Annotated in this window: 14 protein-coding genes; 7 read left to right on the top strand and 7 right to left on the bottom strand. The window is 40.5% G+C overall.

Annotated elements, in window-relative coordinates; genetic code table 11:
- Positions 1 to 33 precede the first annotated feature (33 nt).
- Positions 34 to 354: an ATP-dependent Clp protease adapter ClpS gene (gene clpS, locus PGX00_RS07960; RefSeq protein ID WP_272134317.1), complete on the bottom strand. Its 321-nt coding sequence runs from the start codon at positions 352 to 354 to the stop codon at positions 34 to 36.
- Between the two features lie 400 nt (positions 355 to 754).
- On the opposite strand from clpS, the gene cspD reads away from it, so the two are divergent.
- Positions 755 to 976, top strand: a complete 222-nt coding sequence (cspD, locus tag PGX00_RS07955; protein ID WP_272134315.1) for a cold shock domain-containing protein CspD — start codon at positions 755 to 757, stop codon at positions 974 to 976.
- A 74-nt stretch (positions 977 to 1,050) separates the two neighbouring features.
- Here cspD and PGX00_RS07950 read toward each other — a convergent pair whose 3' ends face one another.
- A complete protein-coding gene (locus PGX00_RS07950) occupies positions 1,051 to 3,279 on the bottom strand; it encodes an NADP-dependent isocitrate dehydrogenase (RefSeq protein WP_272134313.1) in 2,229 nt (742 codons plus the stop codon).
- A gap of 297 nt (positions 3,280 to 3,576) precedes the next feature.
- Here PGX00_RS07950 and PGX00_RS07945 point away from each other — a divergent pair, with 297 nt between their 5' ends.
- Positions 3,577 to 4,254: a pseudouridine synthase gene (locus tag PGX00_RS07945; protein ID WP_272134311.1), complete on the top strand. Its 678-nt coding sequence runs from the start codon at positions 3,577 to 3,579 to the stop codon at positions 4,252 to 4,254.
- A 77-nt stretch (positions 4,255 to 4,331) separates the two neighbouring features.
- On the opposite strand, the gene PGX00_RS07940 is transcribed toward PGX00_RS07945, so the two are convergent.
- The gene (locus PGX00_RS07940; RefSeq protein ID WP_272134309.1) at positions 4,332 to 4,601 is read right to left on the bottom strand and encodes a hypothetical protein; all 270 of its coding nucleotides are present in this window, start codon (positions 4,599 to 4,601) and stop codon (positions 4,332 to 4,334) included.
- Between the two features lie 189 nt (positions 4,602 to 4,790).
- Here PGX00_RS07940 and mnmA point away from each other — a divergent pair, with 189 nt between their 5' ends.
- From mnmA to PGX00_RS07920, 4 genes are all read left to right on the top strand, one after another.
- Positions 4,791 to 5,900 (top strand): tRNA 2-thiouridine(34) synthase MnmA, encoded by a 1,110-nt coding sequence (mnmA, locus tag PGX00_RS07935; protein WP_272134308.1) that lies wholly within the window; start codon positions 4,791 to 4,793, stop codon positions 5,898 to 5,900.
- Positions 5,901 to 5,932: 32 nt separating this feature from the next.
- Entirely contained in the window at positions 5,933 to 6,550 is a 618-nt protein-coding gene (gene hflD / locus PGX00_RS07930) for a high frequency lysogenization protein HflD (RefSeq protein ID WP_272134306.1), read from the top strand.
- Between the two features lie 36 nt (positions 6,551 to 6,586).
- Complete coding sequence (gene purB, locus PGX00_RS07925; protein ID WP_272134304.1) at positions 6,587 to 7,957, top strand: adenylosuccinate lyase; 1,371 nt, start codon at positions 6,587 to 6,589, stop codon at positions 7,955 to 7,957.
- 88 nt (positions 7,958 to 8,045) lie between these two features.
- Positions 8,046 to 8,543, top strand: coding sequence for a GNAT family N-acetyltransferase (locus PGX00_RS07920; RefSeq protein WP_272137986.1), 498 nt, complete (start codon positions 8,046 to 8,048; stop codon positions 8,541 to 8,543).
- Positions 8,544 to 8,589: 46 nt separating this feature from the next.
- On the opposite strand, the gene PGX00_RS07915 is transcribed toward PGX00_RS07920, so the two are convergent.
- Positions 8,590 to 10,707, bottom strand: a complete 2,118-nt coding sequence (locus tag PGX00_RS07915; RefSeq protein WP_272134302.1) for a methyl-accepting chemotaxis protein — start codon at positions 10,705 to 10,707, stop codon at positions 8,590 to 8,592.
- A 163-nt stretch (positions 10,708 to 10,870) separates the two neighbouring features.
- Positions 10,871 to 12,988 (bottom strand): methyl-accepting chemotaxis protein, encoded by a 2,118-nt coding sequence (locus tag PGX00_RS07910; RefSeq protein ID WP_272134300.1) that lies wholly within the window; start codon positions 12,986 to 12,988, stop codon positions 10,871 to 10,873.
- 316 nt (positions 12,989 to 13,304) lie between these two features.
- On the opposite strand from PGX00_RS07910, the gene xthA reads away from it, so the two are divergent.
- Entirely contained in the window at positions 13,305 to 14,111 is an 807-nt protein-coding gene (gene xthA / locus PGX00_RS07905; RefSeq protein WP_272134298.1) for an exodeoxyribonuclease III, read from the top strand.
- 68 nt (positions 14,112 to 14,179) lie between these two features.
- On the opposite strand, the gene PGX00_RS07900 is transcribed toward xthA, so the two are convergent.
- Positions 14,180 to 14,857, bottom strand: coding sequence for an ABC transporter permease (locus tag PGX00_RS07900; RefSeq protein ID WP_272134296.1), 678 nt, complete (start codon positions 14,855 to 14,857; stop codon positions 14,180 to 14,182).
- 5 nt (positions 14,858 to 14,862) lie between these two features.
- The gene (locus PGX00_RS07895; protein WP_272137985.1) at positions 14,863 to 15,603 is read right to left on the bottom strand and encodes an ABC transporter permease; all 741 of its coding nucleotides are present in this window, start codon (positions 15,601 to 15,603) and stop codon (positions 14,863 to 14,865) included.
- Positions 15,604 to 15,757 lie beyond the last annotated feature (154 nt).

Below are 15,757 nucleotides of genomic sequence, written 5' to 3'. Positions count from 1 at the left end.
AGAGCAACCAATGTCAGATAGTTAGCAATTAAACTAAGCTTTTTCCATCGTACATAAAAGCGGATGCTCGTTTTCCCTAGAATACACAGTGACCTGAGCCACTTTTGTCTCGGCAATTTCAGCAGAATAGGTGCCACAAATAGCCTTACCTTCGTAATGCACTTGCAACATTATCTGAGTTGCCTTCTCCAAATCCATGGAAAAGAACTTCGACAATATCTCTATAACAAAATCCATCGGTGTATAGTCATCATTATTTAAAATGACATGATACAGCGATGGCGCCTTGACCTTAGTTTCTTCTTTCTCCAGTAGGTCTGAATCTGGAGTAATCCATTCGTATTGTTTGCTCATTTCTACATCGAGTTGTTGAAAAGCGAAAAAAATAACCTTTCTTTAACTTAGAGACTAATTCACCATCGTTGTACCTGCAAATAAAACTTCATCATCTTTGACCTTTCTACGCCTGATCGAACAAAACCTAATCAACTTAGTGTCTTTATGTTAACTACGTATAAGTTTGCACAAGAGATCACAAAGTTAGAATTTTGTTAATCTCAAAATTGAGTTGTTACTGATTTTTTGGTTTTTTGTGGGGATTTAGTATTGACTGTCAACCATGATTGGCTAAATTGTGTGCTGTGGTGATAATAAATTAGGCAGCGTCGTAATTTTTACTCACTGCAATTTACGCATTCTGTGCGTAATTCACATGAAACAACTTCAGTTACAAAATGCATGAGGGATGTATAGCATGGCTACAGGTACAGTTAAGTGGTTCAACAACGCCAAAGGATTTGGATTTATCTGCCCAGAAGGTGAGCAAGGTGACATATTTGCGCATTATTCGACAATTAAAATGGATGGCTATCGTACATTGAAAGCCGGACAGCAGGTATCTTACGAAGTTGAAGACGGACCTAAAGGTTCCCACGCTAGTTCAGTTGTTCCCGTTGAAGGTCAACAAGCAAAATAATTAAAAGCTGCCTTAGATGTAGTAGAGAAAATAAAAAAACCCGCGTAAGCGGGTTTTTTATTTTCGAGATTTTATTACAAACTATCTATCACTTGGTTCAATGTTGCACTAGGGCGCATCAACGCAGATGCTAAGGTTTCTTCAGGTGCATAATAACCACCTAGTTCACCCTTCACACCTTGAGCTTTATTTAACTCGTCGACAATAAGCTCTTCATTAGATATCAACTGCTCAGCAACTGGACCAAACTCTTTTGCAAGTTCTGCGTCACCAGATTGAGTTGTCAGGGCTTCTGCCCAATATGCTGCTAAATAGTAATGACTACCTCTATTATCAAGCTCACCGACTTTGCGAGAAGGCGATTTGTTCGTATCTAAAAATTTACCTGTCGCAATATCTAACGTATCCGCTAACACTTTCGCTTTAGCATTACCCGTTACTACGCTCAAATGTTCCAATGAAGCAGCAAGTGCTAAGAACTCACCTAACGAGTCCCAGCGTAGATGATTTTCTTTTTCGACTTGTTGGACATGCTTGGGTGCAGAACCACCCGCACCTGTTTCGAATAACCCACCTCCATTCATTAAAGGAACGATAGAGAGCATCTTCGCGGAAGTACCGAGTTCTAAAATTGGGAACAAGTCGGTTAGGTAATCACGAAGAACATTACCTGTTACCGAAATTGTATCCAGCCCATCTTTGATACGAACCAAAGAGAATTCTGTCGCTTCAACTGGTGATAAAATCTTAATCTCTAAGCCAGATGTATCGTAATCAGGCAGATACTGGTTCACTTTCTTAATTAGCTGAGCATCGTGAGCACGAGTTTCGTCTAACCAAAACACAGCGGGAACACCAGTCGCGCGAGCACGAGTTACGGCTAACTTAACCCAGTCTTGGATAGGAGCATCTTTTACTTGGCACATACGGAAGATATCGCCTTCTTCTACCGTTTGAGTCATTAAAACAACGCCAGCAGAATCAACGACATTTACTGTACCAGCCTCTTGAATAACGAATGTCTTATCGTGAGAACCATACTCTTCCGCCTTTTGCGCCATCAAGCCAACATTCGGCACACTGCCCATCGTGGTTGGGTCAAAAGCACCATTTTCTTTACAAAAGTCGATTACTGTTTGATAAACGCCTGCATAACAGCGGTCCGGAATCATGGCTTTGGTATCTTTCAACTTGCCATCTGGACCCCACATTTGACCTGATGAACGAATCATAGCAGGCATTGAAGCATCAACAATTACATCACTTGGTACATGTAAATTAGTGATTCCGCGATCTGAATCTACCATTGCTAAAGCTGGTTGAGTTTGGTAAACGCTTTGTAGCGCTGCTTCGATTTCTTCTTTTTGGTCTTTAGGCAAGTCTTGTATTTTGGCGTAAACATCACCAATACCGTTGTTGACGTCGACACCTAACTCGTCAAACAATTGACCGAATTTTTCAAAAACAGCTTTATAATAAACCTTAACTGCATAACCAAAAATAACTGGGTCAGAGACTTTCATCATCGTCGCTTTCATATGCAACGATAGCAAAACATCTTCTTCTTTTGCTTTTGCTGTTTCTGCTTCAAAAAACGCAATAAGCGCTTTTTTGTTCATGACAGAAGCATCAATAATTTCTTTTTCTTTAAGCGCAACCTTGTCTTTCAGTACAACGGTATCTCCGTTCACCTTAACAAGCTGGATACTCACGTCAGTTGCAGCATCAACAGTAACTGAAGTTTCGCTACCAAAAAAATCACTTTCCGACATGCTAGCAACGTGTGATTTAGAATCAGCAGACCAAGCACCCATTGAGTGTGGGTTTTTCTTTGCGTAATTTTTGACTGAGGTTGGTGCCCTTCTGTCCGAGTTACCTTCACGCAACACTGGGTTTACGGCACTGCCTTTGATTTTATCGTAGATCGCCTTTACTGCTTTTTCTTCGTCTGTCTTGGCTTCTTCCGGATAATTCGGTAATGCATATCCTTTTGCCTGAAGCTCTTTAACTACCGCTTGTAGTTGTGGTACTGAAGCTGAAATATTAGGTAATTTGATGATGTTTGCTTCGGGGGTTGTCGCTAAATCACCTAATTCAGCTAACGCATCACCGATGCGTTGGTCTTCTTGTAAATACTCCGGGAAGTTCGCTATTACACGTCCCGCAAGCGAAATATCACGAGTATCAACGTCAATACCAGAAGATGCGGTAAATGCTCGAATAATTGGCAGCAATGAGTGCGTTGCCAAAGCCGGAGCTTCATCTGTAATGGTATAAATGATGGTCGGTTTTTCTGTAGGCATGAAATTTCCCTATAATTTTGCAGGCAGATTGGATGAGAGGTAAGCCTGAATTTAATTAACACAGTTAACTATAAAAACATCCTGAAGATCTCACTGTGCTTGTTTGCTCTTATCAGTCAAGATTCATTGACTTGACCGTTCCTTAAGCAGTTACATCGTTATAATTAAACAATTAACGTGAGTTAGTTTATCATAACGCGGAACAATCCCTATTTTCGGCGCGAAAATAATAGCGTAATTTTTCTAACATTCAAACTTTTACAAACACTTTGTTTACATAAATGTAAGGTAGTTAACATGTCACTGCGGTTAAAATGCACTAAATCTAAACAACTCAACAAGTCTAATTCTTTGCATTTTAAACACGGACGTTCTGCTTCTAATAGCAAAAACAGAACTAAAAGCCGCATTTCTAAGCCCGCAATATCCGCAGAAGAACGAAAGGTCATAATTTTTAATAAACCTTACGACACATTAAGCCAATTTACTGATGGAGATGGAAGAAAAACCCTAGCTGACTATATCTCAATGAAAGATGTCTACGCAGCGGGTCGACTCGACAGAGATAGCGAAGGATTAATGATTCTCACGAATGACGGTATATTACAAGCTAAGTTGACCCAACCCACTTCAAAGTCACCAAAAACTTATTGGGCGCAGGTTGAAGGTATACCTGAAGAATCGGATTTAGACAAACTACGTAATGGTGTTGAACTAAAAGATGGGAAAACCCTTCCTGCTAAGGTTACGCTGATTGACGAACCACACATCTGGGCGAGAAACCCTCCGGTTCGCTACAGAGAGGCAATTCCGACTGCGTGGTTGGCAATCACCATCATTGAAGGGAAAAACCGTCAGGTTCGTCGAATGACCGCCAATATAGGCTTTCCAACTTTACGACTTATACGTGCTTCAATGGCAGATCAAACCTTACAAGGTCTAAAACCAGGCGAATTTCGAATTATCGACATGTAGATTAACGCCAAAAGCTCAATTTAATAAGATATCGGAGTGTCTCGGAAATTTACCTTAAACACTCCCTTTTCTTAATCTTACTCGCCTTCCATAAAACCTAGATCAGGTAGCATATCGAGGTGTTCAGCGTAGCGTTTTTCATTAAATTTACCCGCATTTCTCATCACATCAAATACTTCAATGGTTAATGCACATGCCATCATCGCTTTAGCATCTTCTTTGGTTGTCCCAGTCATCATCAACCTCATTAGGGTCTCTTTTACCTTTATAGGTTGACCATCTTCTAACTGATTTTCGATCGTTTCGAGTAAATCAGCTTCATCCATAAATTCATTTTTATCTGTCATTTAAATATCTCATAAAAAATTCTGGCTGAACTATGACAGATAAACGTTAAAGTTCGAAATCAATTTCTAAATTTATCGGTTTATCACTGTTTTTATTCATTCTAAAACTGTGAACAGTGTCGCTAAACTGTATCCTTTAATTTCTTTCTGGTAGAATCACCGCCCGTATGATTTTAGTGGTAAAAAACAATGTCTGATAACAGCCAAAAGAAAGTCATTGTCGGTATGTCCGGCGGTGTTGATTCATCCGTATCTGCCTATCTTCTCCAACAACAAGGTTACCAAGTTGAGGGCCTTTTTATGAAGAACTGGGAAGAAGATGACGGTGAAGAGTACTGTACGGCGGCTATCGATTTAGCCGATGCTCAGGCGGTTTGTGACAAGTTAGGCATTTATCTTCATACCATTAATTTTGCAGCTGAATATTGGGACAATGTATTTGAATATTTCTTAGCTGAATATAAAGCTGGACGTACACCTAACCCCGATATTCTTTGCAATAAAGAAATTAAATTCAAAGCATTCCTAGAGTTTGCGGATGAAGTGCTAGATGCGGATTACATTGCGATGGGACACTATGTCCGTCGAACATTCCCTACAAATGGCGAAAAACCTCAAATGTTAAGAGGGATTGACGGCAATAAAGATCAAAGCTACTTCCTCTACACATTAAGCCACGAACAGATAGAACGCAGTCTATTCCCTGTTGGCGAATTAGAGAAACCAGAAGTACGTCGAATTGCTGAAGAACAAAATCTCATCACAGCAGAGAAAAAAGACTCTACTGGCATCTGTTTTATCGGAGAAAGAAAATTTACCGATTTTCTCGGTCGCTACTTACCTGCACAACCTGGCAAAATAGAAACACCAGATGGTAACGTTATCGGCGAACACCAAGGGCTAATGTACCATACGCTTGGTCAACGCAAAGGGTTACATATTGGTGGCCAGAAAGGGGGTGGCGGTAATGAAGAACCGTGGTATGTTGCTGAGAAAGACTTAAAAAGAAACGTACTCATTGCTGTGCAAGGTGCTGACCACCCTCTTCTGAAGTCAAATGGTTTGGTAGCGTCTCAACTTCACTGGGTAGATAGAGGTGTAATTTCAGAACCGACAAGTTGCACTGTAAAAACTCGTTATCGTCAACATGATATTCCATGTACAATAATCCCAATCGATGACGAGAGTATCAAAGTGATTTTTGACGATCCTCAAGTTGCAGTGACACCTGGGCAGTCAGCGGTATTTTATAAAAATGATGTCTGCCTTGGTGGCGGTATCATTGAAGAAAGAATTTAAACCAGCACATAACACATATATAGGAGCTCTACGTGGCAAATACACTTTATGATCGTACCATTGCTTTTGCTGGCATCTGCCAAGCTGTTGCACTAGTTCAACAAGTAGCAAAAGACGGTTATTGTGATTCTGACGCGTTCGAAGCTTCTGTAAAAGCAATTATCAATACCAATCCTTCTAGTACATTGGATGTTTACGGCCGAGAATCTGACCTAAAAATCGGACTAGAATGCATGGTTAAAGGTATTGATAGCACCCCAGCTGGAAGTGAGATCACTCGCTACATCATTAGCTTAATGGCATTAGAACGCAAGCTAAACGAAAAAAATGAAGTAATGGGTCAATTAGGCGATCGTATTCAAATGATTGAACGTCAAGTCAGTCATTTTGACCTTTTCGATGAACAAATGATCAGTAACATAGCGAGTATTTACCTTGATGTTATCAGCCCTATAGGTCCTCGTATTCAGGTAACTGGAACCCCATCCGTATTACAGCAAACCACCAACCAACACAAAGTCCGCGCGCTTTTACTATCTGGTATTCGCAGTACAGTACTTTGGAGACAAGTTGGTGGTAAGCGACGCCATATGGTATTTGGCCGCAAAAAAATGGTCGAACAAGCTCAAATATTGTTGGCTAGACTTTAACACTTAACACCACCCACTTTATTCAGGAGAATCACCATGGAACTGTCAGCATTGACTGCTGTTTCACCCGTAGACGGACGTTACGGAAGTAAAACGATTGCGTTACGCAGTATCTTCAGCGAATACGGTCTACTAAAGTATCGTGCTATCGTTGAAATACGTTGGTTACAGAAGCTCTCTGCCACGGATGCGATTAAAGAAGTGCCTGCATTCAGCGCTGAAGCTAACCAATTTCTTGATGAACTCGCAGCAAACTTCAGTGAAGAAGATGCGCAACGTATCAAGGATATTGAACGAACAACAAACCATGATGTTAAAGCGGTTGAGTATTTTCTAAAAGAAAAAGTGGCAAGTGTACCTGAGCTGCACGCAGTAAATGAATTTATTCATTTCGCATGTACTTCTGAAGATATAAACAACACTTCTCATGCGCTTATGCTTAAAGAAGCGCGTGATACGGTTATCCTTCCTGAGATTCGCAACGTCATCGATGCTATTAAAGCACTCGCTGTAGAATACCGCGATATCCCGCTTCTTTCCCGTACACATGGCCAGCCTGCTTCTCCATCAACGATGGGTAAAGAAATGGCGAATGTGGCGTATCGTATGGAACGTCAATTTAAGCAGATTGAAAATGTCGAGATCCTTGCGAAAATCAATGGTGCCGTGGGTAACTACAACGCTCATTTATCTGCTTATCCAGAGGTTGATTGGCATGAGTTCAGTGAAGCGTTTATTACGCAATCACTAGGGGTTACATGGAATCCGTATACAACTCAAATTGAGCCGCACGACTATATTGCGGAATTGTTTGATGCTATCGCTCGCTTTAACACCATCCTTATCGACTTCGATCGTGATGTATGGGGTTATATCGCCCTTGGTCATTTCAAACAAAAGACGATTGCAGGTGAAATCGGTTCATCAACGATGCCACACAAAGTAAACCCAATCGACTTTGAAAACTCTGAAGGTAACCTTGGTCTTGCAAATGCGGTGTTTAATCACCTTGCCCAAAAGCTACCTATTTCACGCTGGCAGCGTGATCTTACTGACTCAACAGTTCTAAGAAACCTGGGTGTTGGCTGTGGTTATGCTGTAATCGCATACACGTCTACGCTTAAAGGCATCAGCAAGCTAGAAGTTAATCGCGCTGCTCTTCTTGCAGAATTAGACAAAAACTGGGAAGTTTTAGCTGAACCAGTTCAAACCGTCATGCGCCGCTATGGCATCGAAAAACCATATGAAAAACTGAAAGAGTTAACACGTGGCAAGCGAGTGGATGGGGAAGCTATGCGTCTATTTATAGATGGTTTAGAAATCCCTGAAAATGAAAAAGCGCGCTTAAAAGAGATGACACCAGCTAACTATATTGGTCAAGCTATCGACTTAACCGATAAGTTGTAATACAGAAGCGTTAGATTTGAAAAGGTTGCTAAAATTTAGCAGCCTTTTTTGTTTTTTAACCATGATAAATAACTGACTCTATGAACATATATTATATCGCAGACGAAGACGTAACACCGATTATCGACATGCAACTCAGGTACATTTTAAGTACCTGTTTCATAAAAGAAAAAAGATATTCAGCCAGCAACGTTTTTTTAAAGAAAAGCCCAAGCACCGTTTCTATATGATCGATGATGCCGATAATATAGTTGCTCATGTAGCAGTACATGAAAAACAAGTCACTGTAGAAAATAAAGACTATTCTATCGCAGGAATTGCCGAAGTATGTGTGCTTCCCACCCACCGTAAACAAGGTTTAGTCAATAAGATCTTAAGCCGTATACATCAACAACTAACAGATAATAAAACGGATTTTTCTATTCTTTTTGGCGACCACTGCATTTATAACTCAAGCGGCTATCAAGATGTCGCTAACTTGACCATGTATTTTGATGGGCAATGGAAAACCGTGAAAGCGATGGCACGTAGTATAAATACCGAGTGGCCAACAGAAGAGGTTAGATTGACGGGACTTCCTTTTTAGTTATAAGCGTTCTAATTAAAGAACGCTTATAACCTAACTGTTTAAACTACACCTTAAACTGTCCAACAAGTGATTTTTGCTCTGCAGAAAGCTCTGCGATGTGCCGACCAACCGCTTCAGAAGACGCGGTTTGATTTAATATCTTGCCGCTAAGATCTCTGATATTTGCAACACTCTGATTTACTTCAGTGGATACCAATTGTTGCTCTTCCGCTGCTCGCACTATTTGGCTATTCATTTCACTTATCTCTGCTATTGCTTCAAAAACAGAGTTCAGCTTTTCAACCGCATTTTGAACCTCTGTAGAAGTGTTTTTCGCTAGAGCATTGCCTTCTTGGATAGCGTTGACCACATCTTTGGTACCAGATTGAACTTTTTCAACTACTTGCCTTATTTCATCAACAGACGATTGCGTGCTACTCGCTAAGTTTCTAACTTCATCAGCAACAACGGCAAAACCACGACCATATTCACCAGCACGAGCCGCTTCTATCGCAGCATTGAGTGCTAACAAGTTAGTTTGTTGTGAAATTGCTTCTATTACACTCAAAATTTCGGTTATGTTTACATTATTAGAGGCTAGTTCTTCTACTACTGGCACGGCTGAACTCATACGACCAACCAATTTATCCATCTCGGCTGATGAATGGGAGATAACATCCTGACCCAATGTGGCCGCTTCGTTGGCTTTATTTGCCGCCACAACCGCTACCTCAGCATTTTGAAAAACTAGTCCTGCTGTTTGTGTCATTTCTTCCGAAGCGGTTGCTACTAAATCAACCTCTTTAAATAGTGAATCACTGCTATTACGAGTAACAATTGCTGCATCTTGTGCTTCTGTCGAGGTATGAGCAACCTGCTCACTAGTGTCTACTACCTGTTTGATCGTTGCTTGAAGCTTACCTAAAAACTGATTGAATCCTCTTGCTAACTGCCCAATTTCATCTTTATTTTTAACCTCAATTCTCTGGGTTAAATCGCCTTCACCTGAAGCAATATCCTCTAATCTAGCCACAACCTCTTTTATTGGTTTGACTAGAGCATGCGCGCTGATAGCGATGATAGACAAACCAATTACGACGAGTACAATACCCACCGTAACTTCAGAAACAACGCTACTGCTGATGCGTTTTGTGATGGCATTATCTAACTTGTTTGCGTCTGAAAGAACACTATCGGCCGGTATTTCAAGCAACACCCCCCAAGTTTGATTAGCTACTTTTGCCGGTGCAAACACGATTAGCCAGTCGTTATCTTTACTCCAAGTAGTTTGTAAAGTAGCAGAACGAAGAAAACCGCTAAGTTCATCATTGGTTAAACTAGTCGGCGAAAATTCACTGCCTATTCGGCTTTCCATTTCATCGCTGGCGATCAGTGTTCCGTTGCCACTTAATATCGATACTCTACCTTTTGAATCAAACAATGTTTTATCGGTTTCGACTGCAATCCTTTGTAAGCCCCCTAAATTTAGGACAATGCCTAAAACACCAATGACGTCACCGTCTTTCATCAATGGATAGGTGATCGAAGAAGTTAATACATTAGTACCTGAGAAATCGACAAAAGTGGGCGATGAAATACAGCTTTGTTTCGTTTCCATTGGGCAAATAAATTTTTCAGTATTGACCTGATCCGTTAGCTCTTTTTCAGACAAAACTGTCGAAACAGCAGCTTCTCCCGGTGCTGTTTGACGCCATTGTGTAGAAAAGCGACCTATCTCGTTCGAACCTACATACTCAGCTCCGTGATAATTACTATCTTCGCTATCCAGAGCATCTTTTTCAAAAACAAGATAGACACTTTTAATCGAATCAAAACTTTCAACAGTTTGACGCAACATGTCTTGTAGAGAAGTTCTTAAGTCTTCACTGGCGGTAAAGTTATCCTCTGCATTCTGCTGTAAAAATAAGGTGGTTTTACCCAGCATCTCCGCACGATATAGGGCTTCATCAAGGTACTTAACCGCTTCGGTTGCATTTTGTTGTGACTGCGCCTCGAGTAATTTTTCTGATTTAGAGACAACCGACTCGGTACTATAAGTTTTTATGGTCTTTTGGTTTTCGTATCCGTTGTATACAGAAAAACCAATAAGAGAAATGGAAGTCAAAACAAGGCATAACCCTGAAAGCAGGGAAATTTTCCATTGAACAGACATTGACCGCATACTAAATCCTTTTACGTTGCTTTTATGTTTTATCACTAGTATTAATTAGTTATCGACATATAAAGCAATTAGTTTAATTGAATTTGTTCTTATTTCCTCTTTAAAAAGACAAAAAGGCGCGGAAATAAATTCCAACGCCCTCCATGCATAAACCCTGTGAATGCTACACTTTAAACTGATTCACCACAGTTTGTTGGTCCGATGATATATGCGCAATTTCCGTACCTACTTTTTCTGCTGCTTCAGCTTGCCCTAATATTTCGGCACTCAATTCGCGAATGTTGGATACGCTCTGATTTACTTCCGTCGACACGGCTTGTTGTTCTTCCGCAGCCCTAACTATCTGAGTGTTCATATCTGAAATTTCAGTAATTGCATCAAATACTGACCCTAATTCATTAACCGCTTGTGCAACCTGTGTGGACGCATTATTTGCTAACTTATTACCCGTATGAATGGCCTTTACAACGTGCTCAGTACCTGTTTGAATATTATTGATGACATCGCCAATTTCACTTAAGGAATCTTGTGTACGCTTAGCGAGATTCCTTACTTCATCGGCAACTACCGCAAATCCACGCCCTTGCTCACCCGCTCTTGCAGCTTCTATAGCCGCATTCAAGGCGAGTAGATTAGTTTGCTCGGAGATAGCCTCTATAACACCTACAATTTCGGTAACATTAACGTTATGCTTGGCTAGTTCTTCAACGATTGGTACCGCTTTACTCATCTGTTCTACCAAACGGTTCATCTCAATAGTCGAGTTTTCAATAACTTGCTGGCTATGACTTGCAGCATCATTAGCTTTAGATGCTGAACTAACCGCCATGTCTGCATTTTGGAAGACCAAGCCTGCTGTTTGAGTCATCTCTTCAGACGCCGTTGCGACCAAATCTACTTCTTTAAATTGGGCATCACTGCTTTTTTTGATTAGTGTAGCGGCCTGCTCTGCTTTTACTGACGTATCAGCAACCTGATCCGATGTTTCAATGACTTTTTTAATCGTCCCTTGCAGTTTTTCAAGGAACAGGTTGAAGTTATACGCGAGCTGCCCAATTTCATCTTCCGTTTTCACGTCTAATCTCTGGGTCAAATCGCCTTCTCCCGATGCAATATCTTTTAAGCTGGCAACGACAGCTTTAATTGGGGTGACAAGCTTCCGTGAAGCCAAAGCAATAATAATTAGACCTACAGTGATAAACACCACCCCTGCAACAAGTTCAGAGACAATGCCTTTATCAATTTGCTGCTCTATCACGCTATCAAGACGTTCTGCATCAGCTATAACACTAGATTTGGGCATTTCCAATAAAACCCCCCATGTCTTGTCTGCGACAGTGATTGGCGCAAAAGCAATAAGCCACTCGCCGTCTTCTGACCATTGCGTTGCTACGTTCTTGTTGCTGATTAATGCGCGTATTTCAGTATCGGATGTCTGCATACTGTGGAACGTTTCGCCAATCTTAGCGTCAGGATCATCACTCGCGATAAGCATAGCCTGATCCGTTAAAATAGAGACAGAACCCTTTGCATCAAAAAGTGTGTCATCCGTTTCTCTTGCCATTGTTATTAAATTGTCTAACTTTAGGTCTATCCCCATAAAGCCAATCGCTTCTCCCTCGACAAGGATTGGCATAGAAATCGTGGTTGTTAATGTGCTTATATCGCCATAGTCACTAAATCTTGGTGTGCTCAAACAACTTTGCTTCGTTTCTAGGGCGCAAGTAAACCGCTCTCGGTTACTTGGTTCTTGCAAAAGCGATTCATAAAGAATATTGGAAAGCGCCTTTGTCCCTTCAACGTTTATTGCCCAATATGTCGCCAACCGACCAATCTCATTGGACCCGGCATAATCGGCATCCATAAATTCTTCGTCTTTCCCGTCCAGTGCATTCTTATTAAAAACTAAGAACGCACTTTGCAAGGTGTCAAATCTCTCTACTGAGCGTCTTATCTGTTCATCTTGCGCCATTCGGAGTTCTTCGCTTGGTGTCTCGTTAAATTCTGCGTTCTCTTTCATTAATAGTGCCGTTTCTACCATCATTTCTGCACGATAGAATGCTTCGGAAAGGTATTTCTGTATCTCTACAGAATTGAGTTGAGACTCGCTTTCTAGAATCTTTGTGGATTTTTTTATCACCGATTCTGCACTACTTTCTTTGATGGTATTTTGATTTTCTTTGGCGTTATAAACAGAGAAGCTAATAAGTGCAAAGGATGTAAGTATTAAACATATCCCAGAAACGAACGTGATCTTCCACTGAACAGATAACCTTTTCATACCCACACCCTATCAATTTATTGCATTTATTCACTTTAGCCTTTGATATCGGCTAAAATAATAATAACTTAATAACATATAGGTCATTAAATGTTATTAGATGATATTAATCACAAAAGCGCCCTTCTTTGAATGAAAACGTTTCCACTTATTGTAATTCGTCACAATTTTCACTTATGAAATCAATTAATAATTGAATTTTTGAAGCCACAGGTAGACAAATAAAAAAACGACATTTTTATAACAACTTGTCGTTCGACATTTCACGAATAATGTTAATATATTGCTAATCGTTTAACTTAATACTGAGAAAAGAATGAAAGTAATCAGCTTTAATATAAATGGACTCCGTGCCCGTCTGCATCAACTTCAAGCAATTATTGATAAACATCAGCCTGATGTTATCGGCTTACAAGAAATAAAGGTTCACAACGACGCTTTTCCGATTGAAGATGTCGAAGCAATGGGCTACAAAGTTTACTTTCATGGTCAAAAAGCACATTACGGTGTCGCTATGATGTGTAAACAGGAACCAATATCCGTTCAATATGGCTTTCCTACTGATAATGATGACCATCAAAAACGTATGATAATGGCAACATTTAAAAATGCTGAAGGGGAAAAAACTACCGTATTGAATGGCTATTTCCCCCAAGGTGACAACGTAGAACATGAAACAAAATACCCCTATAAGCGCCAATTTTATAAAGATTTAATGTCTTATCTTAACGACCACCATACTAGCGAAGACAATTTAATTGTAATGGGCGACATTAATATTAGCCCAATCGACTTAGATATCGGCATTGGCGAAGCCAATCGTAAACGTTGGTTGAAAACAGGTAAATGTTCATTCCAGCCTGAAGAAAGAGAATGGTTGAAAACATTATTCGACTGGGGTTTCGAAGATACATTCAGGAACTTACACCCTGAAGTTGACGATAAATATTCATGGTTTGACTATCGTTCTCGTGGCTTCGATGATAATCGAGGCTTACGAATTGATGTTGTATTAGCAACACCCGTTCTAGCGGCTAAATGTACCGAAGCGGATATTGATTACGAACTTAGAGGTATTGAAAAGCCTTCTGATCATGCACCTATCTGGTCTGTGTTTAGTTAACCTTTCTTAAGCTATTCGGCACAAAAAAAGCAGCTCTAAATGGCTGCTTTTTAATGCACTGGATAATGTTAACTGAGCGGCCTTAAATAAGCTAAATATTTCTTCTCTGCCCATTTAAAACACCATAAAATACAGAATGTTAAGCACATATAGAATAACCCAGCAGTTAAAAACGATTCAAATGGGGCGTAATAACGAGAGTTAACTAATCTTGCTGCACCCGTTAAATCCAATATTGTCACAATCCCTGCTACTGCAGAGCCATGTAGCATAAATATAGCTTCGTTGCTGTAGGCCGGTAACGAACGACGCAATGCGCTAGGCAAAATAATTCGCTTGTATGTTTTCCAGGTGCTCATCCCGTACGCTTTCGCCGCCTCAATCTCACCTTTCGGCAAACCATTTATTGAACCACGTATTATCTCTGCACTGTATGCCGAGGTGTTTAGCACGAAAGCGACCAACGCACAGAACCACGCATTTTCCCATAGAGTATCTTTTACTGGCATAAACTGGTCCATACCATAATAAATAAGGTAGAGCTGCACTAGCAGCGGTGTTCCACGGAAAAAATAGATATAGCCCCATGATGGGAGACGAATAAACAGATTGTGACTATTTCTTGCAACCGCCAAAGGAATCGCGATACAAAGACCTAGTATTAATGATATTGATACCAGCCAGACCGTTGTCCACAATCCCTCAAAGTAGATAGGTAGGCTTTCTATTATTAATGAAAAATCCATATTATCTACCTCGTGTGGATACTAAATTTACGTTCAGCAAGCTTTAGTAAGCCTGTCGAAACACTAGTAAAAAATAAGAAGATAATGGATATCGTCATGTAAAACGTGAATGGCATTTTTGTTGACCCTGCGGCCATCGAACCAACCCTAACCATATCTTCTAACCCGATGATGGAAACCAACGCCGTCGTTTTTAACAACACTAACCAATTGTTACCAAATCCAGGCAAAGCATGACGAATCATTTGAGGTAATAAAATACGTCTAAAGGCTAATGGACCACTCATACCGTACGCTTTTGCTGCTTCTAATTCACCTTTATCTACCGCCATAATCGCACCACGGAAAGTTTCCGCCATGTAAGCACCAAATATAAAGCCAATAGTAAGCACGCCAGCGATAAATGGGCTCACATCAATATAATCCGGCAAATAAGCCGTCCATTCATGATTGGGGTTAGACGAGGTCATCCACTCATTAATCCACTCGTTGGTGGCATAGAGACTATTATTAAGTAGAATTTGCCCACCAAAAAATATAAGCATCATGAGGACAAGATCTGGGATACCACGGATAATGGTTGTATACAGCGTAGCGATTGATCGTGCTACTCGATATGGCGCCATTTTTGCCAGAGCCCCGGCCATTCCTAACACGACAGCAAGAAGCAGTGACAAAACTGCAACTTCTATCGTTAATAGTGCACCAGATAATATAGAGGCTTCGTAACCTTGTAGGTCGAACATCGTATTTAGTCCATTATTCAGCAAACCAGCTAAGCTGAAGTTATGACCATTAAACATATTACTCCGCGGTTGCTATAACAACGCTAAGCGAAATTAGGTGTTGAATGGACACTCCTTTTTAAACAAGAGGTGGCTAAAGCCACCTCCTCATTTT

It is taken from the genome of Vibrio algarum, from assembly GCF_028204155.1.
GTDB lineage: Bacteria > Pseudomonadota > Gammaproteobacteria > Enterobacterales > Vibrionaceae > Vibrio > Vibrio algarum.
This window is presented reverse-complemented; position numbering and strand designations above follow the sequence as displayed.

What these genes read in the sequence shown, in the direction of transcription:
- purB (WP_272134304.1), top strand. Translation starts at nt 6,587, where the DNA reads ATGGAACTGTCAGCATTGACTGCTGTTTCACCCGTAGACGGACGTTAC.
- PGX00_RS07900 (WP_272134296.1), bottom strand. Translation starts at nt 14,857, where the DNA reads ATGGATTTTTCATTAATAATAGAAAGCCTACCTATCTACTTTGAGGGA.
- mnmA (WP_272134308.1), top strand. Translation starts at nt 4,791, where the DNA reads ATGTCTGATAACAGCCAAAAGAAAGTCATTGTCGGTATGTCCGGCGGT.
- PGX00_RS07945 (WP_272134311.1), top strand. Translation starts at nt 3,577, where the DNA reads ATGTCACTGCGGTTAAAATGCACTAAATCTAAACAACTCAACAAGTCT.
- PGX00_RS07950 (WP_272134313.1), bottom strand. Translation starts at nt 3,279, where the DNA reads ATGCCTACAGAAAAACCGACCATCATTTATACCATTACAGATGAAGCT.
- PGX00_RS07940 (WP_272134309.1), bottom strand. Translation starts at nt 4,601, where the DNA reads ATGACAGATAAAAATGAATTTATGGATGAAGCTGATTTACTCGAAACG.
- PGX00_RS07895 (WP_272137985.1), bottom strand. Translation starts at nt 15,603, where the DNA reads ATGTTCGACCTACAAGGTTACGAAGCCTCTATATTATCTGGTGCACTA.
- PGX00_RS07915 (WP_272134302.1), bottom strand. Translation starts at nt 10,707, where the DNA reads ATGCGGTCAATGTCTGTTCAATGGAAAATTTCCCTGCTTTCAGGGTTA.
- PGX00_RS07910 (WP_272134300.1), bottom strand. Translation starts at nt 12,988, where the DNA reads ATGAAAAGGTTATCTGTTCAGTGGAAGATCACGTTCGTTTCTGGGATA.
- cspD (WP_272134315.1), top strand. Translation starts at nt 755, where the DNA reads ATGGCTACAGGTACAGTTAAGTGGTTCAACAACGCCAAAGGATTTGGA.
- xthA (WP_272134298.1), top strand. Translation starts at nt 13,305, where the DNA reads ATGAAAGTAATCAGCTTTAATATAAATGGACTCCGTGCCCGTCTGCAT.
- clpS (WP_272134317.1), bottom strand. Translation starts at nt 354, where the DNA reads ATGAGCAAACAATACGAATGGATTACTCCAGATTCAGACCTACTGGAG.